The organism is Brevundimonas sp. GN22 (genome assembly GCF_054824005.1).
The window spans coordinates 1-21,919 of sequence record NZ_JSYD01000086.1 but is presented as its reverse complement, the minus strand read 5'-3'; the positions used below and the strand labels follow the sequence as shown (position 1 = coordinate 21,919).

General features: G+C 62.4%; 17 protein-coding genes. 13 read left to right on the top strand and 4 right to left on the bottom strand.

Annotated features, from left to right (window positions below):
- Together OB03_RS11930 and OB03_RS11925 are read left to right on the top strand one after the other, a co-directional pair.
- Positions 1–427: PUA domain-containing protein (locus OB03_RS11930; RefSeq protein WP_461344280.1), on the top strand; the 427-nt coding region annotated here is incomplete at its 5' end.
- A gap of 1 nt (position 428) precedes the next feature.
- Positions 429–1,694: a glutamate-5-semialdehyde dehydrogenase gene (locus tag OB03_RS11925; RefSeq protein ID WP_461344279.1), complete on the top strand. Its 1,266-nt coding sequence runs from the start codon at positions 429–431 to the stop codon at positions 1,692–1,694.
- 156 nt (positions 1,695–1,850) lie between these two features.
- Here the strand turns inward: OB03_RS11925 and OB03_RS11920 are convergent, their stop codons facing one another.
- Positions 1,851–4,289, bottom strand: coding sequence for a membrane-bound PQQ-dependent dehydrogenase, glucose/quinate/shikimate family (locus tag OB03_RS11920; RefSeq protein ID WP_461344278.1), 2,439 nt, complete (start codon positions 4,287–4,289; stop codon positions 1,851–1,853).
- A 296-nt stretch (positions 4,290–4,585) separates the two neighbouring features.
- Between OB03_RS11920 and OB03_RS11915 the strand changes: the two genes are divergently transcribed.
- The 3 genes from OB03_RS11915 to OB03_RS11905 all read left to right on the top strand — a co-directional run bounded on the left by OB03_RS11915 (position 4,586) and on the right by OB03_RS11905 (position 12,344).
- Positions 4,586–6,013 (top strand): NAD(P)-dependent oxidoreductase, encoded by a 1,428-nt coding sequence (locus OB03_RS11915; protein ID WP_461344282.1) that lies wholly within the window; start codon positions 4,586–4,588, stop codon positions 6,011–6,013.
- A complete protein-coding gene (gltB, locus tag OB03_RS11910) occupies positions 6,010–10,551 on the top strand; it encodes a glutamate synthase large subunit (RefSeq protein WP_461344277.1) in 4,542 nt (1,513 codons plus the stop codon). Before OB03_RS11915 ends, gltB begins: the two co-directional genes overlap by 4 nt.
- 350 nt (positions 10,552–10,901) lie before the next feature.
- A complete protein-coding gene (locus OB03_RS11905; RefSeq protein ID WP_461344281.1) occupies positions 10,902–12,344 on the top strand; it encodes a DEAD/DEAH box helicase in 1,443 nt (480 codons plus the stop codon).
- 122 nt (positions 12,345–12,466) lie between these two features.
- Here OB03_RS11905 and OB03_RS11900 read toward each other — a convergent pair whose 3' ends face one another.
- Positions 12,467–13,786 carry an OmpP1/FadL family transporter gene (locus OB03_RS11900; RefSeq protein ID WP_242913061.1) on the bottom strand — a complete coding sequence of 440 codons (1,320 nt, stop codon included), beginning with the start codon at positions 13,784–13,786 and terminating at the stop codon, positions 12,467–12,469.
- 419 nt (positions 13,787–14,205) lie between these two features.
- Here OB03_RS11900 and map point away from each other — a divergent pair, with 419 nt between their 5' ends.
- The 5 genes from map (at position 14,206) to OB03_RS11875 (ending at position 17,605) form a co-directional block, all read left to right on the top strand.
- Complete coding sequence (map, locus tag OB03_RS11895) at positions 14,206–15,027, top strand: type I methionyl aminopeptidase (protein WP_242913060.1); 822 nt, start codon at positions 14,206–14,208, stop codon at positions 15,025–15,027.
- A 117-nt stretch (positions 15,028–15,144) separates the two neighbouring features.
- Complete coding sequence (gene radC, locus OB03_RS11890) at positions 15,145–15,879, top strand: RadC family protein (RefSeq protein ID WP_461344276.1); 735 nt, start codon at positions 15,145–15,147, stop codon at positions 15,877–15,879.
- Complete coding sequence (locus OB03_RS11885; protein WP_461344275.1) at positions 15,876–16,394, top strand: GNAT family N-acetyltransferase; 519 nt, start codon at positions 15,876–15,878, stop codon at positions 16,392–16,394. The genes radC and OB03_RS11885 overlap by 4 nt, the downstream gene beginning before the upstream one ends.
- 72 nt (positions 16,395–16,466) lie before the next feature.
- Positions 16,467–16,709: a BolA/IbaG family iron-sulfur metabolism protein gene (locus OB03_RS11880; protein WP_461344274.1), complete on the top strand. Its 243-nt coding sequence runs from the start codon at positions 16,467–16,469 to the stop codon at positions 16,707–16,709.
- A gap of 2 nt (positions 16,710–16,711) precedes the next feature.
- Positions 16,712–17,605 carry an aldo-keto reductase family protein gene (locus OB03_RS11875; RefSeq protein ID WP_461344273.1) on the top strand — a complete coding sequence of 298 codons (894 nt, stop codon included), beginning with the start codon at positions 16,712–16,714 and terminating at the stop codon, positions 17,603–17,605.
- Here the strand turns inward: OB03_RS11875 and cysQ are convergent.
- Positions 17,602–18,444 carry a 3'(2'),5'-bisphosphate nucleotidase CysQ gene (gene cysQ, locus OB03_RS11870; RefSeq protein WP_461344272.1) on the bottom strand — a complete coding sequence of 281 codons (843 nt, stop codon included), beginning with the start codon at positions 18,442–18,444 and terminating at the stop codon, positions 17,602–17,604. The genes OB03_RS11875 and cysQ overlap by 4 nt on opposite strands.
- A gap of 113 nt (positions 18,445–18,557) precedes the next feature.
- Between cysQ and chpT the strand changes: the two genes are divergently transcribed.
- From chpT to OB03_RS11855, 3 genes are all read left to right on the top strand, one after another.
- Positions 18,558–19,256, top strand: coding sequence for a histidine phosphotransferase ChpT (gene chpT, locus OB03_RS11865; protein ID WP_242913054.1), 699 nt, complete (start codon positions 18,558–18,560; stop codon positions 19,254–19,256).
- 66 nt (positions 19,257–19,322) lie between these two features.
- Positions 19,323–19,709: a response regulator gene (locus OB03_RS11860; protein WP_242913101.1), complete on the top strand. Its 387-nt coding sequence runs from the start codon at positions 19,323–19,325 to the stop codon at positions 19,707–19,709.
- Positions 19,706–20,527, top strand: coding sequence for a CheR family methyltransferase (locus OB03_RS11855; protein WP_461344271.1), 822 nt, complete (start codon positions 19,706–19,708; stop codon positions 20,525–20,527). Before OB03_RS11860 ends, OB03_RS11855 begins: the two co-directional genes overlap by 4 nt.
- An 11-nt stretch (positions 20,528–20,538) precedes the next feature.
- Here the strand turns inward: OB03_RS11855 and OB03_RS11850 are convergent.
- Positions 20,539–21,919, bottom strand: a 1,381-nt coding sequence (locus tag OB03_RS11850) for a metallophosphoesterase (protein WP_461344270.1), incomplete at its 5' end; no start/stop codon positions are given.

The following is a 21,919-nucleotide window of genomic DNA, read 5'->3' as shown; positions in this document are numbered from 1 at the left end:
GGCAGGCTGTGCCACTATCATTGCCTCGGGGCTCAACCGTCACCCGCTTAAGGCTGTACGTAACGGGGCTAAGGCGACCCTGTTCCGCCCCTCATCGTCGCCCATGGCCGCATGGAAACAATGGATCGCGGGCAGTGTCGCCCCCGCCGGAAGCCTGACGCTGGATGAGGGAGCCGTGCGCGCCCTGCAAGCAGGCAAGAGCCTGCTGCCGTCGGGCGTGGTGGCCGTGAAGGGCCGCTTTGAAAAGGGCGACAGCGTGCGTCTGGTCGACACCGCAGGCACACGCCTCGGCGTCGGCCTGATCAACTACCCGCATGACGATGTGGCCCGCATCAAGGGCCACCACTCGGACGATATCGAACAACTGATCGGCTATCGCGGCCCGTCGGTTGTGGTCCACCGCAACGACCTGGTTCTGGAACCCTGAAATGAGCGACCTGACCCAAGCCATGCTGGCCCGTGGCCAGCGCGCCCGCGCCGCCGCCCGTGCCTTGCGCGAAGCCACACCACAAACCCGCACCCGCGCGCTGGAACTGCTGGCGCAAAAGCTGCGCGCCAACGTCGAGCCGATCCTTGCCGCCAACCAACGCGACCTCGATGCCGGTCGCGCCAACGGCATGAGCGAGGCCCTGCTGGATCGTCTGGCGCTAAACCCCGCCCGTGTTGAAGGCATCGCCTCTGCGGTCGAGATCATCGCGGGCGTTCAGGACCCGCTGGGCATCGAGACGGAGCGCTGGACCGCCCCCGTCAACGGGCTGGATATCGCCCGCGTGCGTACCCCCATTGGTGTGCTGGGCATCATCTATGAGAGCCGCCCCAATGTGACCGCCGATGCCGCCGCCCTGTGCATCCGCTCGGGCAATGCGGCCATCCTGCGTTGTGGCTCGGACTGCCTCCAGTCGTCGCTGGCCATCGCTGTGCTGATCGGAGAAGCACTGGAGGAGGCGGGCCTGCCCGCCGATGCCGTTCAACTGGTCGATACGCCCGACCGTGCCGCTGTCGGCCTGATGCTTTCCGGACTTGAAGGCACTATCGACCTGATCGTCCCGCGTGGCGGCAAGAGCCTCGTGGGTCGCGTTCAGGCCGAGGCGCGCGTGGCGGTCCTGTCCCATCTCGAGGGCATGAACCACACCTATGTCCACTCCGGTGCCAATGCCGACATGGCCCGCGCTATAGTCGTGAACGCCAAGATGCGCCGCGTGTCGGTGTGCGGCGCGACCGAAACCCTGCTGATCGACGAGGCCGTCGCCCCTGAACTGCTTCCGCTGATTGCAGCAGACCTGTCGGCCAAGGGCTGCGAGTTGCGCGGCGGCGAGAAGGCCCGCGCCATCGTCCCCGAAATGGTCCCGGCATCCAACAAGGACTGGTCCACCGAATACCTCGCGCCGGTGATTACCGTGGGCATCGTCGATGATATCGACCACGCTATCAGACACATCGAAACCTACGGTTCGGGCCATACCGAGGCGATCATCACCAATGATCCCGACGCCGCTGCAACATTCCTGAACCGTGTGGACAGCGCCATCGTCGTCCACAACGCCTCGACCCAATATGCCGACGGAGGCGAGTTCGGCTTTGGTGGCGAGATTGGCATCGCCACCGGCCGCATGCACGCCCGCGGCCCCGTCGGTGCCGAGCAACTGACCACCTTCAAATATGTGGTCCGAGGCCAAGGCCAGACCCGCCCGTAATCCCAGACACCACAGAAAAAGGCCGGAGCGAAACTCCGGCCTTTCCTATGTTCACACCTTAACGCCCCTCAAGCAGCCCGAAGGGCGATAGGGGGACTAACAATGGCCTCAAGTAGCCCGATAGGGCGGTAGGCCACTAAAAACCCAAGCTTATGCTCAGCCCCTCTGGGGCAGAGCATAAGCGATCACATAGTCACCGCGCGGGGTCTCCATGAAGTGGTGACCACCGGCCATGATGACCAGATACTGACGGCCATTCTCCTCGTAGATCATCGGATTGGCCTGGCCACCGGCGGGCAGCACGTCCTGCCAGACAGTCTTGCCCGTCTCAATGTCGATGGCGCGGATCAGATCATCGGTCGCCGCAGCGATGAAGATCAAACCGCCTGCCGTGACTACCGAGCCGCCGTTGTTGGGCGTGCCGATCTCAACCGGAAGCATGGACGGAATGCCGAACGGCCCATTCTTGCGGGCGGTGCCAAAGGCGCGGTCCCACAGGGTCTTGCCCGTGCGCAGGTCGATGGTGCGGATGCCACCATAGGGCGGCTGCTTGCACAGCAAACCCGTAAACTTCACGCGCCAGCCGGCATTCACGTCAATCGCATAAGGCACGCCGATCTGCGGATCGCCAGCGCCTTCAGCCTTGGACTTGGTCAGGCTACCACCGCGGTTGGCGGCTTCCTTCTCGCGCTCGATGTAGCGGGGATCGTCACGTGGGAACCAGCCCAGTTCGTCTGCCTTGGCGCGGGGCACCAGACGGTTGTGGTTCGGCATGTCGTTATAGTTGGCAACGATCACACCGCGCACCGGATCGATGGCGATACCGCCCCAGTCCGAACCACCATTATAGCCCGGATACTGGATCCAGTATTTGTCGGCCGTCGGCGGCGTGAAGAAGCCCTCATAGGCCGACTGACGGTATTGGATACGGCAGTACATCTGGTCGATGGGCGACATGCCCCACATGTCCCGCTCGGTCAGATCGGGCTTACGCAGGGTATGGAATTTCGACGTGGGTTGGGTCGGGGTGCGTTGAACGGGCTCGACCCCGCCTTGCGGCACCTTGATGTTTTCAACCTCGTGAAGGGGCTGTCCGGTACGGCGGTCCAGCACATAGATGTCGCCCTGTTTGGACGGCAGGATCACCGCCGGAACCGACTGGCCGCCGACCGGCATATCGACCAGCGTAGCCTGCGAGCCAAGGTCATAGTCCCAGACGTCCTTGTGCACGGTCTGGAAATGCCAGCGCGGCTTGCCCGTCGTCACATCCAGCGCCACCAGCGAGGTTGAATATTCATTCTCGGCCGGACGGCGCTCGCCCGAATAATAGTCCGCTGCCGAGTTACCCATGGGCAAGAACACCAAGCCGAGTGCCTCGTCCGCCGTGGCCGTGGTCCACATGTTGGGGGTGCCAGGCGTATAGGTCTCGCCAGTAGGCGGCAGGGTCGTAATGTCGGGACGCATCATGTCCCAGGCGAAACGCAGCTGGCCGGTGACAGCATCAAAGCCCTGAATGACACCGGACGCGTTCCAGCGCTTTTGGCCATCTAAAACCTGATGACCGGTCACGACGATGCCGCGCACGATCACAGGTGCCGAGGTTATCGACACCATGCCCGGATAGGGGTCGCCCATGCCGTGCTTGATGCTGACCGCACCATTGGTACCAAAGTCCTGACAGGGGGTGCCCGTGCGGGCATCGACGGCAACCAGTCGTCCGTCCAGCGTCCCTTCAATGATGCGCGTTGCACAGGGCTGTGCAGCGTCGGCATTGGGGACAGCGTAATAGGTCACACCACGGCAGGCGGCGGTATACGGGATTTGCTCGTCCGAAACGCGCGGATCATAGGTCCACTTTTGCCTTCCGGTCGCTGCATCCACCGCGAACAGCTTGTTGCGGGCCGAGCAGAGATAAAGCGTGTCGCCGATCTTCAGAGGCGTGGTTTCCGCGCCCCAGCGTTCTTGCGGCAAATCGCCCGTTCGGAAGGTCCAAGCCCTCTTGAGATCTTTGACATTTTCCCGCGTGATCTGGCTGAGCGGTGAATAGCGTTGTGCGCTGTCGCTGCCGCCCCATGCGGGCCAGTCCGAACCCACCTTGGCCATGGCCGGATCGCCTACCAGCGACTGTCCAGCGGACGGAACAGGGTTCATGACCCCTGCGCGGTTGTTGGCAACCACGACGCCGCCCCCAACCAGCAGCACCAGAACCCAACCCGCCAGACCAATAAGAACGAGGCGTCCACCGCCATCACGCTTGAGGGCCCCCATCGACAGAATGACGAAGAACAACAAGACCATCGGGGCAATAACCCGCGGGACAAGCGCCCAACCGTTCAGGCCGACTTCCCAAACGGCCCAGAGGATCGTTCCCAGAACCACGAGTGTGTAAAGCAAGGCTCCGCTGAGCCGCAGCATGACCATCAGCAGTCCGCTGAGGACCATCAGTATGCCGGTGACCAGATAATAGGCGGACCCGCCAATCATCATGAGTTGCGCGCCGCCAATGACCAGCGTCAGACCTATCAGGCCGATCACCACCCCCAGAATACGCGTCAAGCTGGCCCCGATCCCGCGGCCCTTTTCAATACTCGCCATGTCGCCCTCGCTCTATGTCGGCCCTGAACGTCGTTAAGGGACAACACAACCACAGGAGAGGCGTTCCATAGAGGCCACTACAGCCATAGGTTCACAAAGCCGCGAAACGCTGTTTGGCAAGCTTCATCGCATAACAGCGAAAGCCTTGCTTTATTCATGCCGCATCGCAAAACGACATAGAAAATAATTTCTGACAATCGTTCGCATTCTGCATCCGTTATGCACTTTGGTCGAAAAAAAACGGATAATCGGGAAAAATATTTGCGATAACGCGGGTTAGCGGCCAAAATGTGCAGATGCAAAAAGGTGGTCGTTCCAATCCCGGTGGTTTCCTAGTTCAAGCTCGCTCCCTGCCAAAGCAGGCCGCGACTGATCGCGTGCGTGATTTCAACGAGATCACGCTCAAACCGAACGCGGAAGCCGGTCAGAAACAGGCGTCGCGCTGCACCGACTGTGGCGTGCCCTTCTGTCAGAATGCCTGCCCGCTCCAGAATAATATTCCGGACTGGCTGGCCCTGTCGGCAGATGGTGATCTGCGCGAGGCTTGGAAAACCGCGTCGCTAACATCGACCATGCCGGAGATCTGCGGCCGCATCTGCCCGCAGGACCGCCTGTGCGAGGGCGCATGCACCCTTCAACAATCGGGCTGGGATGGCGTGACCATCGGCTCGGTCGAGGCATGGATCGCCGATCAGGCATTCGAGAACGGCTGGGTCGAACCGATCCGCCCCATCGCCGAGCGCGGCCAGTCCGTCGCCATTGTGGGCGCTGGTCCTGCGGGCCTTGCCGCCGCCGATCGTCTGCGCAGCGCAGGTTATCAGGTCACCGTCTATGACCGTCACGACCGCGCCGGCGGCCTTCTGATGTACGGCATCCCCGGCTTCAAGCTGGAGAAATATGTTGTCCAGCGCCGCATCGACCGCTTGGTCGAAGGTGGCGTGAAGTTCGTGCTCAACACCTCGGTCGGCACCGACATTTCGATGGACGAACTGCGCGGCCAGCATGATGCCGTGCTGCTAGCCATGGGCGTCTATCAGGCCCGCCGTCTTTCTATTCCGGGTTGTGGCCCGGATGACGCCCTGCCCGCGCTCGACTTCCTGATTGCGCAGAACAAGCGCGACCTCGGCGATGCGATCGAAGCCGATACCGCCACGGGCAAAAAGGTCGTTGTGGTCGGCGGGGGCGATACGGCCATGGACTGCGTCCGCACCGCCATCCGTCAGGGGGCCAGCAGCGTCACCTGCCTGTATCGCCGTGACCGCGCCAACATGCCGGGCAGCGCCCGCGAGGTGCAGAACGCCGAGGAAGAAGGCGTCACCTTCGAATGGCTGGCTGCGCCCAAGGCGCTCATGTCCAAGTGCGAGGCGATCAACGCCGTCCGCGCCCAGCGCATGGCCCTGTCCGAAGCTGGAGCCAACGGCCGTCGCGAAATCGTACCGGTTGCCGACAGCGATTTCGACATCGCCGCCGATCTGGTGATCGAGGCGCTGGGCTTTGAGCCTGAGAACTTTGCAGAGCAGATGGACGCCTCGCTGGAGATGTCCCGCTGGAACACCATTCAAGTCGCCCGTGGCGGTTTCGCCACCAGCCTTGAGGGTGTGTTCGCCGCAGGGGACGCCGTGCGTGGTGCCTCCCTCGTCGTCTGGGCCGTGCGCGACGGTCAGGACGCCGCTGCCGAAATCGACCGTTATCTGCGCGCGCGTACCGAGGAAGCCGCAGCATGAGCCAACAATCTAACGAAAACTGGCTGGAACAGTATGAAGCCGCGCGTGCCGATCTGGTCGCTGCCGGTTCCTATGATCCAAACTCCGAGCGTGACGCCTGCGGCGTCGGCCTCGTCTGCGCCATCGACGGCAAGCCGCGCCGCGAAGTCGTGGACATGGCCATCCAGTCGCTGAAAGCCGTGGCCCACCGTGGCGCGGTCGATGCCGACGGCCTGTCCGGCGACGGTGCGGGTATCATGATCGAAGTCCCTCAGGACTTCTTTGCCGCTCAGGTCAAAGCCGTTGGCCAGTCCCTGCGCCCCGGCCCGATTGCTGTGGGTCAGGTCTTCTTGCCCCGCACCGACCTTGGCGCCCAAGACCGTGCCCGCGCCATCGTCGAGGCCGAGGCTATCCGCTCGGGCTTCTACATCTATGGCTGGCGTCAGACGCCGCTCGATCTCTCGGTCGTCGGTACCCGCGCCGAACAGACCCGCCCCGAGATCGAACAGATCATGCTGGCGGTGCCGGAGGCTCTCTACAAGGCCGACACCAATGGCGAGGCCGTCGAACGCGAACTGTATCTGTGCCGCCGCCGTATCGAGGCCGCCGTTCAGCAAGCCGGTCTGAACGGCTGCTACATCTGTTCGCTGTCGGCCCGCTCCATCGTCTATAAGGGCATGGTCCGCGCCGAACTGCTGGGACAGCTGTACGAGGACCTGACCGATCCGCTGGTCGCCTCGGGCTATGCCCTGTTCCACCAGCGCTATTCGACCAACACCTTCCCCGAATGGAAGCTGGCCCAGCCGTTCCGGATGCTCGCCCATAACGGCGAGATCAACACCCTGCACGGCAACCTCAACTGGATGAAGTCGCACGAGATCCGCATGACGGCCTCGGCCTTCGGCGACCGCGACCATGAGGGGAAGCCGGTCATCCAGCCGGGTGGCTCGGACTCTGCTGCGCTCGATAACGTGTTCGAGGTTCTGGTCCGCGCCGGTCGCCCTGCGCCCATGGCCAAGGCGCTACTGGTGCCCGAAGCCTGGTCGTCCGACGACATGGTGATGAAGGCCGAGCACCGCGCCCTTTATGCCTATTGCAACGCCGTGATGGAGCCGTGGGACGGCCCCGCCGCCCTCTGCGCCGTCGATGGCCGTTGGGTTGTGGCGGGCAAGGATCGCAACGGCCTGCGTCCGCTGCGTGCGGTTGAAACCGTCGACGGTCTGCTGCTGGCTGGCTCCGAAGCGGGCCTCGTGCCGCTGCCGGAAGGCCGCGTGAAGCGCCGCCTGCACATCGGCCCGGGCAAGCTGATCGCCGTCGATCTCAAGACCGCCCGCGTCTATGACGAGCACGAAGCCGTCGATGCTCTGGCCAAAGCCCATCCGTATGAGGACTGGATCGGCAACATGGTCGATCTGGAGCCGCTGATCGGTCCGGGACCGGAGCCGCGCGCTGCGTCTGGCGAAGCCCTGACCCGTCGCCAGATCGCCGCCGGTTTCAGCCGCGAAGACTGCGACCTGCTGCTTGATGCGCTGGTGCGCGATGGCAAGGAAGCCGTTGGGTCCATGGGTGACGATGCGCCGCCTGCGGTGCTGTCGTCCCTGCCGCGTCCGCTGGCCCACTATTTCCGCCAGAACTTCTCTCAGGTCACCAATCCGCCCATCGACCCGCTACGCGAGTCGGGCGCGATGAGCCTGAAGACCCGCTTCAAGAACCTCGGCAATATCCTCGCCCATGACGAGGCCCAGACCGATGTGTTCATCCTCGACAGTCCGGTTCTGACCACCGGCATGTACGAGCGCCTGCTGGGCGTGGTGGCCGATGGTTCGACCACGGTCATCGACTGCACCTATCCGGTCCCTGCCGAGGGTGAAGAAGCCGGAGCCGGTCTGCGCGCTGCGCTGAACCGCATCCGCGAAGAAGCTGAGGCCGCTGCGCGCGCCGGATCGACCCTGATCGTCCTGACCGACGAGAAGATCGGCGAGGACCGTCTGGCCGCGCCGATGATCCTTGCGACCTCGGGCGTGCACCTGCGCCTGACGGATGCAGGCCTGCGCACCTATTGCTCCATCGTCGTGCGCTCTGCCGAAACGCTGGACCCGCACGCATTCGCGGTTCTGGTGGGCGTCGGTGCTACCGCCGTGAACCCGTGGCTGGCGCAGGAACTGTTCCAGGAACGACTGGAGCGCGGCTTCTATGGCGACATGTCACTCAAGGACGCCTGCCTGAACTATAAGAAGGGCATCGAGGCGGGCCTGCTGAAGGTCTTGGCGCGTAAGGGCATCTCGATCATCTCCGCCTATCGCGGCGGCTGCGAGTTCGAAATCCTCGGCCTGTCGCGCGCCTTGGCTGCAGAGTTCTTCCCCAATGCCTCCTCGCGCATTTCCGGTATCGGTCTGGCCGGTCTGGAGCGCGCCGCCCTGCAACGTCACAAGACGGCCTTTGCGCCTGAAAAGGTGCCGTCCCCGTCAATGGGTGGCTTCTTCCGCATCCGCGCGGGCGGCGAAGTCCACGGCCACGACGCAAAGACCATCCACCTGCTGCAGGACGCCACCAACCGCGGCGACTACAAGCGCTTCAAGCAATACTCGGCTGCTGTTGCCGAACAAGCTGACCTCTCGCTTCGCGACCTGCTCGACTTCAAGGAAGGGCTAAAGCCCGTCCAGCTGCACGAGGTCGAAAGCGTCTCGGACATCCGCAAGCGCTTTCTGTCGCAAGCCATGTCGCTGGGCGCTCTCAGCCCTGAGGCACACGAGACGCTGAACATCGCCATGAACCGCATGGGCGCACGCGCCGTGTCGGGGGAAGGTGGCGAAGATCCGGCTCGCTATGTGCCGCGCCCCAATGGCGACAACGCCAACTCGGCGGTCAAACAGGTCGCCTCGGGTCGTTTCGGTGTCACCGCCGAATATCTGAACCAGTGCCGCGAAATCGAGATCAAGGTCGCGCAGGGTGCCAAGCCCGGCGAGGGCGGCCAGCTGCCCGGTTTCAAGGTCACCGAGTTCATCGGCAAGATGCGCCACGCAGTCCCCGGCACGACGCTGATCTCGCCGCCGCCGCACCACGACATCTATTCGATCGAGGACTTGGCCCAGCTCATCTATGACCTCAAGGCCATCAACCCCGATGCCAAGGTCACGGTGAAACTGGTGTCGTCCACCGGTATCGGCGCGATTGCGTCGGGTGTGGCCAAGGCCAAGGCCGACGCCATCCTGATCGCCGGTCACAACGGTGGCACGGGTGCCTCGCCGCAGACCTCGATCAAACATGCTGGCATGCCGTGGGAAATCGGTCTGGCCGAGGCGCACCAAGTCCTCAGCCTGAACCACCTGCGATCGTCTGTTTCGCTTCGTACCGACGGCGGTATCCGCACCGGTCGTGATGTGGTCATCGCCGCCCTGCTGGGGGCCGAGGAATACGGTATCGGCACGGCGGGTCTGATTGCCATGGGCTGTCTGATGGTACGTCAGTGCCACTCCAACACATGCCCTGTTGGTGTCTGCTCGCAGGATGAGAGACTGCGTGCAAAGTTCACCGGCACGCCGGACAAGGTGGTGAACCTGTTCAGCTTCATCGCCGAGGAAGTGCGCGAAATCCTTGCCAGCATCGGCGCCCGCACCATCGACGAGATCGTGGGCCGTACCGACCTGCTGCGTCAGGTTCGCCGTGGCGGTTCGCACCTCGATGACCTCGACCTGAACCCGCTGCTGATGAAGGTGGATGTGGACCGTCCGGGCCGCCTCGCCGACAAGCACCGCAAGGAAATCGACGAGAGCCTCGATGCGCAGGTGCTGAAGGACGCCCAGTCCTTCCTGCAGTCGGGCCAGACGCTGGAACTGTCCTATCCGCTGAAGAACACCCAGCGGACGGTCGGTGCCGGTCTGTCTTCGGCCATCGTACGCAAATACGGCCCGCAAGGTCCGCAAGGTCGCCTGACCCTCAAGCTGGAAGGCATCGCTGGCCAGAGCTTCGGGGCCTTTGCCACAAAGGGCCTGATCCTCGATGTCACCGGCGAAGTGAACGATTACGTCGGCAAGGGACTGTCAGGCGGCGAAATCCGCGTGCGTCCGTACCAATGGCGGGAAAACCAGCAGGTCTGCGGCAACACCACCATGTACGGTGCCACCTCGGGCCGACTGTTTGTGGCGGGGGCGGCTGGTGAACGCTTTGCAGTCCGTAACTCGGGCGCCGAGGCCGTCGTCGAAGGTCTGGGCGCGCACGGCTGCGAATATATGACCGGCGGTCGCGTCGTTGTTCTCGGCCCCACGGGCTGGAACCTTGCTGCGGGCATGAGCGGTGGTGAACTGTTCGTGCTTGATCCCGAAAATCGTGCGCAGCAGGCGCTCAATGGCGATCTATCGGCCATCGCCGCTATGTCGGCGGAGGCAGCTTCGCGCCTGAAGGAACTGGTCGAGGCACACTACGCCGCGACCCGCTCGCCCTTGGCCGAACGCCTGCTGGGTGACTGGACGAACAGTCTCAAGACCTTCATCCGCATCGTACCGCAAACGGTGAAAGCCGCTGAGGAAGTTGCCCTGACTCAGGAAGCCATAAGCGCCTGATCGGGTCGGTACAGCCTGGAACTGTAAGGGCCGGTTACCCATGGTGACCGGCCCTTTACTTGACATATCGTCGCATAAGGCCCATTTGGCCGTCACCGCACTGTGCGGTTTCCGGCGTGTTCCAGCGCGTGTGGGCCTTTCCAAAGTTTGAAAGCGCCTGTCTGTCGAGCCGTCGGTCCCTCAAATTCATACGTCATCCGGACACGCGGGATGGCGCCCGTAAGAAGCCCGTACGCTACGGGCGGACGACGTGCGCTCCCGGTCTGACGACCATTCGTGCGCGTCGTTATTCGTGAAAGACCGACGTGACCGATAATACTTTTGAGGCCTTGGGCCTGAACTCCGGCCTGATGTCCGCTCTGAAGGTGGCTGGCTATGACAAGCCGACCCCGATTCAAGCCAAGGCCATCCCCCACGTAATGAAGGGTGCCGACCTGCTGGGTATCGCCCAGACCGGCACGGGCAAGACTGCAGCCTTCGCCCTGCCGATCCTGCATCGTCTGGCCGAGAACCGCGTTGCGCCCAAGCCGCGCACCACGCGTTGCCTCGTATTGTCGCCGACGCGCGAACTGGCCACCCAGATCGCTGACAGCTTCAAGCAATACGGCCAGCACCTCGGCTTCCGCGTCGCGGTTGTCTTCGGCGGCGTGAAGTACGGCGGCCAAGAGCGCGCTATGCAGCAAGGCCTCGACATCCTCGTGGCTGCACCGGGCCGCCTGCTGGACCACATCCAGCAAAAGACGCTGGACCTGTCCTCGACCGAAATCTTCGTCCTCGACGAAGCCGACCAGATGCTGGACCTCGGCTTCATCAAGCCGATCCGTCAGGTCGTCAGCCGCCTGCCTGCCCGTCGCCAGAACCTGTTCTTCTCGGCAACCATGCCGTCGGAAATCGGCAAGCTGGCCGGTGAACTGCTGAAAGACCCGATCAAGGTTCAGGTCACCCCGCAGGCCACGACCGTCGAGCGCATCAAGCAATCGGTGATCTGGGTCGAGCAAGGCCGTAAGCGCGCCCTGCTGACCGAGCTGTTCTCGGACCCGTCCTATACGCGCTGCCTGGTCTTCACCAAGACCAAGCATGGTGCCGACAAGGTCGCGGCCTATCTGGAAGCTGGCGGCGTTGAAGCCGGTGCCATCCATGGCAACAAGAGCCAGCCGCAACGCGAGCGCGCCCTTGAAGCCTTCAAGAACGGCAAGCTGCGCGTTCTGGTCGCCACCGACATCGCCGCGCGCGGTATCGACGTCGACAAGGTTACGCACGTGGTGAACTTCGAACTGCCATATGTGCCGGAATCCTACGTTCACCGCATCGGCCGTACCGCTCGTGCCGGTGAAAAGGGCACCGCCATCAGCTTCGTGGCGGGTGACGAAATGAAGCTTCTGAAGGACATCGAAAAGGTGACCCGCCAGAAGATCCCGATGACCGACCGTCGCAACGATAAGGCTCTGGCCCAACTCGACGCTTCGATCATGGCTGCCGGCGTTGCTGCCAAGGCCACCCTGCCGGAGCGTGAACCGCGCAAGGGCGAGGGCGAAGGCAATCGTGGTCGCAACCGTCGTCGCAATGAACTGCGTCCGTCGGGCGGCGGTCAACCGCACCGCGTTCGCAAGGGCGGTCGTCCCGGCGAGGTCGTTGATGCACCAAAGCGTGAATACGATCCGATGGCCAGCGAGCGTCCCAAGACCCCGCGTGAGCCCAAGGTCCGCGAGCCTGCTCCGGTCGGCGAGATCAAGCGTCGCCCGCGTCGCCCGTCGAACGGCGGCAAGGGTTTCGGCAAGGCCAAACAAGCCTAAGATCGCGCATTAGATGATCAGGGCCGCCATCCTTCGGGACGGCGGCCTTTTTCATGTCCGCCCATACAAAAACGGCGGCTCCTGATGGAGCCGCCGTTCGTGCATTCATATCTGGTGAAGGATTAGAACTTGATGGTGGTGCCCATCGAGAAGGCCAGCGCCGAGCCTTCCAGCTCGCCACGCAGGTTCGAGATCACAGCACCTTGCAGCAGGGCGCGGTCGTCGTTCATGACGGCCTTGTCCATGTCGATGTAGGTGATGCCTGCATCGAAGCCGATACCGTCGGTGATCTCGGTCGAGACACCAACCGAGTACAGCATGCGGTCCGAATCCGGGATACGGGCAGTACGCAGTGCATCCGTGGTCGGGGTCGGGTCATAGCCGATACCCGCGCGGAAGGTGGTCTTGTCGCTGTAGGCGTAGTCCAGACCGATAGCGCCGGTGGTGACGTCTTCGTAGTTCTGGTGGATCACATCGCCGCCGCCGGTAAAGTTGACGTTGATGGCGTCAAACTCCGACCAACCGATCTGGTTGATCTGGGCGTTCAGGGTCAGCTTGTCGGTCGCGGCATAGCGAACCGATGCCGAGACGAACCACGGGGTGTTGAACGAAGCGGTGCCGGTGGTGGCGAAGCTGCGCGGCTTCAGAGCGCCTTCCATGGCCTGAACAATGTCGCCGTCCAGTTCGTGTTCGATAGCCGAGCGGTACGACAAGCCCAGGTCCCACTTGCCCTTGTGGACTTGTGCGCCGACGTTCCAGCCGAAGTCGATGCCATCGCCTTCCAGCGACGACTGGCCGTCCAGAGCCATGATCGGGGCCAGTTGGTTGCCGGTCAGCGACGGGATCGCCGAGGTCAGCTTGGCCTTGACGTACTGGGCGCTTACGCCAGCGCCGATGTCCAGCCAGTCGTTGACCTGATAGGCAACGGTGACGCCCAGATCAGCCGAGCGCAGTTCCGAGGTTTGCGCGTCATAGCGAGCGAACGAACCCGGCTCGTACTTGGTGGTGAAGTTGTACGGAGCAGCCACAGCCACGCCGACCGACAGACGGTCGTTGATCGGCATTGCGACGGCGAAGTTCGGGACCAGACCGCTTTCAACCGGGTTCACTTCGGTGTTGCGCGGGTCGATGACCGGCAGACGACCGGCGACTTGACCGTTGGCCGGGTTGATGAGGGTCAACGACGAGCCGGTGTTGCGAGCTTCGGAATCAAGACGGATGGCGTGCAGCGAAAGGGTCGCTTCGCGGCCCGAACGGGCGATAGCGGCCGGGTTCCACCACAGCGACTGAACGCCGGTGTCGGCAGCTTCACCCGAATAGGCGCGACCAGCGCCGCGGGCCGACTGCTCTTGCAGGTAGAAGGAGCCAGCGAAGGCCGGTGCAGCGACCGAAGCCATGAGGATAGCAAGGCCGCCAATGCGTGCCACGTTCCTGGAAGTCATGTAATTCACCTATAGTTACTGGGTCCATCATTACCGATGCGATGAACCTTTGTTCGGGGAGACCCAACGCTTAACAGCCCCATTGGCTGTGTCATGGGACTCGACCAAAGAAGTGTGCCGGCGAGAACTGAATCCGACCCTGCCGTTGCGGAGATGTCGCACTTTTGTCGCTATAAGTGACGCTGCGTAAGCATTCTTTTGCGTATAACGTTGATATATAGATGTTATTTGGACGGTATCGTTCAAAAATGCAGCATATCCGTGCGTAAATCCTGACGTTACGGAAGCCTAACCTCACAAATTTGCAGTTTTGTGCTAGACTTCCCAATTGAAGTCTCACGGTCCATACGACCCTCCCCGCTCTGCCAAGGCGGCTATCCACCTGCGGCAGTCCTGCCGTTACGAAAGCCTTTTAAGTCATGTACGAAACGCCCGAACTGGAAACCGACGTCTTTGTCCGTAGCCACGAAATCCGCATCCACACTGCGGAAGATTTCGAAGGTATGCGCAAGGCGGGACGTCTGGTCGCAGAGGCGCTCGACATGATCACCGAGCACGTCAAACCCGGCGTTACCACGGGTCAGCTTGACGATCTGGTCCGCGAGTTCACGCTCGACAATGGTGGCATTCCGGCCTGCCTTGGCTACAAGGGCTACGAGAAGACGATCTGCACCTCGATCAACCACGTCGTCTGCCACGGCATTCCGGGCGACAAGGTTCTGAAGGAAGGCGACATCGTCAACATCGACCACACCGTCATCGTCGATGGTTGGCACGGCGATAGCAGCCGCATGTATCCGGTCGGCGAGATCAATGCCCGCTCCAAGAAGTTGATCGACGTGACCTATGAATCGCTGGAACTGGGTCTGGCCCAGATCAAGCCGGGCAACACCTTTGGTGACATTGGTTACGCCATCCAGAAATTCGTTGAAGCCCAACGCATGAGTGTCGTGCGTGACTTCTGCGGTCACGGCATTGGTCGCGTCTTCCACGACGCCCCGAACGTTCTGCATTACGGCCGTCGCGGTGAAGGCGCAGTCCTGAAGCCGGGCATGTTCTTCACCGTCGAGCCGATGGTGAACCTCGGCAAGCCGGGCGTGAAGGTGCTGTCGGATGGCTGGACGGCCGTGACCCGCGACAAGTCCCTGTCGTCGCAGTGCGAGCATTCCATCGGCGTGACCGAGGACGGTCTGGAAATCTTCACCCTGTCGCCTAAGGGCATCTTCCGCCCGACCTTCTAAGGCTGTCGCATCGCTATTTAAAAGGCCGGTCTCTTTAGCGGAGGCCGGCCTTTTTCGTATGAAACGCGCCCCTATACAGACCGGTGATATCCGCTAGTCTCTGCCGCGGGGGATGGAATGCTGGATAAACCTGACGTCGAACTGCCAAAGCCGAAAGCCCATCATCTGGGCCACCGTGACCGGCTGCGTAATCGCGCCCGCGAGGGTGGTCTGCCCTCCTTGCCCGACTATGAACTGCTGGAACTGTTTCTGTTTCGCAGCCAGCCACAGGGTGACGTAAAGCCGATCGCCAAGGCCCTGCTGGACCGGTTTGGTTCGTTGTCCGGCGTGTTGGCCGCGTCTGTCGAAGACCTTCGCACCGTCAAGGCGCAGGACATCAAGGGCCGCACCAAGGCTATCGGTCAGGAGACCGCCCTCGATCTCTGCGCGCTTCAGGAAGTGGCGCGGCGTGTTTCGCTGGAAGAAGTCACCAAACGGCCGGTCATCAGCTCGTGGACTGCGCTACTGTCCTATGTCCGCATCGCTCTTCAGCACGAACCGCGCGAACAGTTCCGCGTCCTTTATCTGGACCACAAAAACCAGTTGATCCGCGATGAAATCCTGAACCGTGGCACGGTGGATCACGCGCCCGTCTATCCGCGTGAAGTCGTGCGGCGCGCACTGGAACTGAGTGCGAAGTCGATGATCATCATCCACAACCACCCCTCGGGGGATCCGACGCCCAGTCGCGCCGACATCGATATGACGCGCCAGATCATCGAAGCCGCAAAATCGCTGGAGATGCAGGTGCATGACCACCTGATCGCCGGACGCCATGGTGTAACCAGCTTCAAACAACTGGGCCTGATGTGACCGAACTGAAAACCGCGCGTCTGCACCTGACGCCTCCACAGCCGCAGGACTTCGCTGATCTCAAAAAGTTATGGGCGGGCGAGGACATCACCCGTTTCATCACCGGACGTCCCTTGTCGGGCGAAGAGGTGTGGCTTCGCTTGCTTCGCGACATCGGACACTGGGCCAGTTTGGGTCACGGCAACTGGTGCATCAAACTTCAAAATGGCACATTGATCGGAAGCGTGGGCCTGTTCGATTACAAGCGCGAGATGACCCCGCCGTTCACCGACATAGAAGTCGGCTGGGGCATGGATCCAGTCTATCAGGGGCAGGGACTGGCGCATGAAGCCTTGTCCGCCGTTCTCGATCATGCCGATGAAAAGCTGGCGCTTTCCAGAACTGTCTGCATGATCTCGGCCGAGAACCTTGCCTCCATCCGGCTGGCCCAAAAGGCGGGATTCACCTTCTGCGGCGATGGGCACTATAAAGACGGCGTCGTCGGCCTATATGAACGCCTACGACCGGGCGGCTGAGTTGCAGGCTGACAAGCTGGCTCTGGCGCATTATTTGCATTCCACTGTACAGCTTACGAAACGAGTACCCTCATGCCTATGTCCGCCGATGACCTGCGCGCACACCTGATCGATGCCTTCCCCGATGCGGTTGTCGAACTCAACGACACTGCGGGTGATGAAGACCACTGGCAGGCCCGCGTTGTCTCTGCTGCATTCGAAGGTATGAGCCGCGTCAACCGATACCGCGCCTGCAATGCTGCCCTCAAAGGCAAGCTGGGCACTGTTGTTCACTCCGTCAGCTTCGACGCCAAAACGCCTTCCGAGATCATCTGACCATGCGTTTCCGTCCACTTGGAGAATCCGGGACTGCGGTTTCCGCCATCACGCTGACGCTCGACGCCAGTGTTGCGGCGACGGGTGCGAGCAACATCCGCGAACTGGTTTACGGCGCTCTGGAAGAGGGTGTGAACAGCTTCCACATCGACAGTCTCGATCCCACGCTGATCCGCACCGCAGGCCAAGCTCTGGCGGAGGTCGACCGCGATCTGCTGCAGATCAGCCTGATCATCGGCCCGTTGCCGAATGGTCGCCGCGATTTCTCGGTCGAAGGCGTGAACGCGGTTTTGGGCGCAGTCCTGAACGCGTCGGGCCTGCGTTATATGGATGCCGTCATCATGGACGATCCAGCCGAAAACGAGTTGCCTGCTCAGACCTTGAAGATGCTGCGCGAGGACGAGCGCATCTTGCGTCTGGGCATCCGCGGCACGTCCGACGTCATGGACATCTACATCAACAGCGGTCGTTTCGACATGCTGTTCACCCCGTGCCACATACAGCTGGACGCCCGCCAGCGGGGCTGGATGCGCTCCGCCCGCGAGCAGCAGCTTGTCATTCTGGGTACGGAATACTATCCCGAGGCTCTGCTCAATCCGGCCAAGCCGGCACCGCCGCCCGAGCCCGCCAAGGGCATCTTCGGACTGCCGAAGAAAAAGGTCTTCATCGAAGAGCCGCTGAACCCGTTTGCCTTCCTGCACACTACCCCGGGCTGGGAAGCCGAGGACCTGTGTCTGGCCCACGCCTTGCTGGACCCGTCCCTGACCTCGGTCATCGTACGTGCAACCAATGTACCGCACATCCGCCGACTGGCGATGGCCTGCGAGCGGGATATGCCCGTCAGCATGCCTGCCCAGCTGGAAATGGCGCGCGTTGCGGCGTCGCGCGCGGCTTAACCGCCCAGCGCGACAAAGGCTCCGTTTCCAAAACCGGGCTTGGCATAAAGCAAGGTGTTTCCGTCTTCGGTGATGACGCGCCCACCTGCGGCCTGCAAAACGCCGTGTCCGGCCGCGATGTCCCACTCCGACGTCGGACCGGTGCGCGGGTAGGCGTCGAAGCGGCCTTCGGCGATCAGGCAGAGTTTGAGCGAGGAATCCAGCGCCTGCCAGCGCGTGCATCCGTGACGACGGATCAGGCGCTCGGCCTCTTCGTCCGTCAGGCTGTGGCTCACCAGCGCGACCGGATCGGCAGGTCGCTGGCGTACATGGATCGCCTGCCACGGGCCCTGTCCATGGCGACGATAGGCACCGCCGGTCTCGGGACCGCTACGCCATGTGGTTTGCGTCGCCGGCGCAACTACCGCGCCCGCCACCACGTGACGATTACGCACCAGCGCAATGTTGACGGTGAACGCCTCGCGTCCAGCCACAAAGCCGCGGGTGCCGTCCAGAGGGTCGATCAGCCAGAACCAGCCTTCGCCTACACTCGGCAATCCCTGATCGCAGGCCTGCTCCTCGGCGATGGTCTGCACACCCGGCCACTCGGCCTCCAGCTTTTGCAGGATCAGCCGTTCAGCCGCGCGGTCGGCTTCGGTCACGGGGCTGGCATCGGCCTTGACCTCTGCCACTACGCCCGCATGCCAAAAGCCGCGGATCACGTCCGAAGCCTGTTCGGCTATTTCGGCGATAATTTCCGCCAGTCGTCCGCTCTTCAAATCCCCGGCCAGACGCGTCTCCACCTCCGCTGACAGAGTGGTCGGGACGGGCTCGGCGGACGGGGTAATCGGTTCGGACATGGTTTTCTCGAAATACTCCAAACCGGCGGTTTAACGAACCGGCAAATCAGGTCAGGTATAGTTAACCTTCATTAACTACATTTTTGATCCTCGACGTTTGGATCGGTACCGCCATGTCCTTTTTGACTGACGCAGCAAATGCTGCTGCCAACCCCGGCACCCAGCCCGCCTTGCCACAGGGGGCGGACCTGACGGCACTGGTCGCTGCCAAGCTGTGCCACGACTTCATCAGCCCCTCGGGCGCGGTGATGTCCGGACTGGACCTGCTGGATGATCCGACAGCGCAGGACATGCGCGACGATGCGATGGGGCTGATCCGCCAAAGCGCACGCAAGATGATCGCACTGGTAAACTTCTCGCGCGTCGCATTCGGCGCATCGACCAGCGCCGAGACCTTTGCCACCGACGAACTGCAGAACCTGCTGCAAGGCCTGACCGAGGGCGGGCGCGCTCAGGTCGAATGGCGCATCCAGCCAACCCATCTGCCCAAGTCGCACGCGCGCACTTTGCTGAATCTGGCCTATCTGACCGTGGGGGCTCTACCCATGGGCGGCACCGCGACCATTACCTTGCGCGAGGAGGACGGCTGGCTGTCCATCGCCGGTCAGGCCGACGGTGCTCGCGCCCGTCTGAAGCCCGAAGCGCTGTCCGGCCTTCGCGGGCAACCGTTGAGCGAAGGCCTGCACGGCCAGTGGATTCAACCCTACTGGCTATGGCTGACCATATCGGAATCCGGTGGCCGCCTGGACACTGTTGTCGAGGATCAACGTGTATCGTTGTTAGCGCGACTACCCATGGGTCAAGAAATTTGACATAAACGGGGCCAATACATTCACTGCAAAGGTTCCGAACGCGGAATCTTTCGGGAGTTCGCCCCTCTGTCCCAGCCCCTCTGCCTTATTGTCGATGACAGCAAGATCATCCGCAAAGTGGCCCGTCGCATCGTCGAGGGTCTGGGCTTTGAGGTGTCTGAAGCTGCGGACGGCATAGAAGGTCTGGACCAGTGCATCCGGGCCATGCCCGATCTGGTTCTGCTGGATTGGCGCATGCCGACCATGGACGGCATGGACTTCATCTATCGCCTGAAAGAACAGACCGCGGGACAAATGCCCAAGGTCCTGTTCTGCAGCATGGAAAGCGACCCCGCGCGCATCGCAGAGGCATTGGCTGCCGGTGCCGATGACTATGTGATGAAGCCATTCGACGGCGACATTCTACAGTCCAAGATCGACGAACTCGGCCAGATCGGGATCAAGGCCGCGTGACGCCCGAAGACTTCGACAAACTTCAGAGCTTGATGGCCAGCCGTGTGGGCTATGCTCTCACGCCTGATCGCATGCAGTTGGCCGAGCATCGTCTTGGCCCTGTGGCCCGCCGCGAGGGCTATCACAATGTCGAAGCGCTGCTGCACACCCTGTGGTCGCGACCCGTTGGCTCGCTGGGCTGGTCGATCATCGAGACGCTGCTGAACACCGAGACGTGGTTCCGCCGCGACCGCAACGTCTTCGACCTCTTTGCCCGCGAACTGCTGCCAGCCCTTCACAAGGCCAGACAGGGACGCGCGATCCGTATCTGGGTTGCGGGCGGTGCTTCCGGTCAGGAGGCTTTCAGCCTCGCCATGGCGGCGCTCGAAAAGAATATTCCGGTCGAAATCCTCAGCACCGATATCTCCCAGCGCGCCCTAGAGAAGGGTGGTCGCGGCATCTACTCGGGTTTCGAAATTCAGCGGGGACTGACTGCCCGGAGCATGCTGCGCTGGTTCGAACCTGTAGAGGACCAGTGGCAGGCGCGACCGGAACTGCGTCACGCCGTCCATTTTGACCGGACCAACCTTCTGGACCCCCTACCGGTCGATCTGGCTGGCAAGGGGCCGTTTGACCTGATTTTCTGCCGGAACGTCGTCTCGGACATGATCCCCGATGCACGGGCCAAGGTTCTCGACCGGCTCTATGAGCCGCTGCTTGACGACGGTTGCTTGTTCCTCGGGCTGGACGAGAAGGCCGACGGCAAGCTGTTCCGTCCGGTTGCAGGGCGTGCGGGCCTTTATGTCAAAGGCCCCTCGCGCGACCAGCGCGCCGCCTAGCCCAACAACACCTAGCCCAGCAACGCCTTGCGTGCGACGGCTTTCACGCCGTCACTTGGCACATCGACGAACGCCAAATCCGTCGTCCCGAAATATTTGGACTGGTTGCGTGCGCACCAGTCTGTCGTCACCAGGCGCAGCTTGCCTTGCGAACGGGCACCGCTGCTGCATTCGGCGGCATAGATGAAGTCGCCCGTCATCTCCTCGATCGGGATCGGGCGATCCTGATTGCAGACCTTCAGGATGGCAGCCATGCGTGAGGCATCGACCTCTGCCACCTGAAGGCGGCCATCGAAGCGGACAACCTCGTCAAAATGGAACTGGTCGATGGGTCCGGCCTTCAGGCCCGTGCCCAGAGTGGTGTGGCCGATAAAGCCCCAGTCCGCATCCGCCGCATCGGCAAAGCCGCGACAAACCCCGCGCGCCGTATCACCCAGCGTCAGCGCGTGCTGCGTCTCGCCCAGGATCTTGCGTTCGACATCCGTCAGATGCGCCGCCAAGGTGCTGGCTACCAGTGACGCCAGTCGCGGATCGCCCGAACCTTCGGTCGGGACATCGACGATAGCGGTGCGGACGCGGCCATCCGCGCCATACTCGCCGACAGTGTAGGTCTCACCCCATCGGCCCGGATGCATATAGCCGGTCGCGCCATCCTGATGGGTGAAGCGCAGGTGGTTGTGCCCGCCGATCATCAGCGTGCCTTGCGGCACCAGCGGCAGATACTCACGCTCGTCCACCACGCCCACATGGCTCAACACCAGTTTCATACCCTCGGCTGACAGCATGGCGGGGAAGTTCTCGCGGGCCCAAGCCTTGGGCTCGGGGATTTGCAGCCACTCGCGGCTGGCCTGCGGATACGAGTTCAGCGACGGCGTACCCATGCCGACAATGCGCAGGCGCTGTCCACCGATGGTCAGGTCTGCGGTCGCGGGGGCGAACGCCTGACCGGTGCGCTTGTCGATGATGTTGCTGACGACGGTAATGCCGAGAGCGCGGATGCGCGCCACCACCGGATGCAGGTCCAGTATCAGGTCATTGTCGTGGTTGCCGATGTTGAAAACCGTCGGCGCGATTTTCGGCAGTTCCTCCATAAAGGCCCAGTCGATGGCCCCTTCGGATCTCACCGAGACAACATTGCCGTGTTCGAAACTGTCGCCGTTGACGACGATCAGATGCGGTGCCGCATGGTTGGCTACCTCATTGCGGAAGGCAGCCAGCAGATGCGCGATACGCCCATAGGACGAGTGAAGATCGGAGATCGCCAGCACGCGCAAACGCACGGCGTTTTCACTACCGGCAACAGCCCCCTCGTGCGCACACGCCCCCAGTACGGCCAGCAACGGGCCGCTCGCCCCCCACTGCAACAAACGGCGACGTGAAGGCTGGAAACTG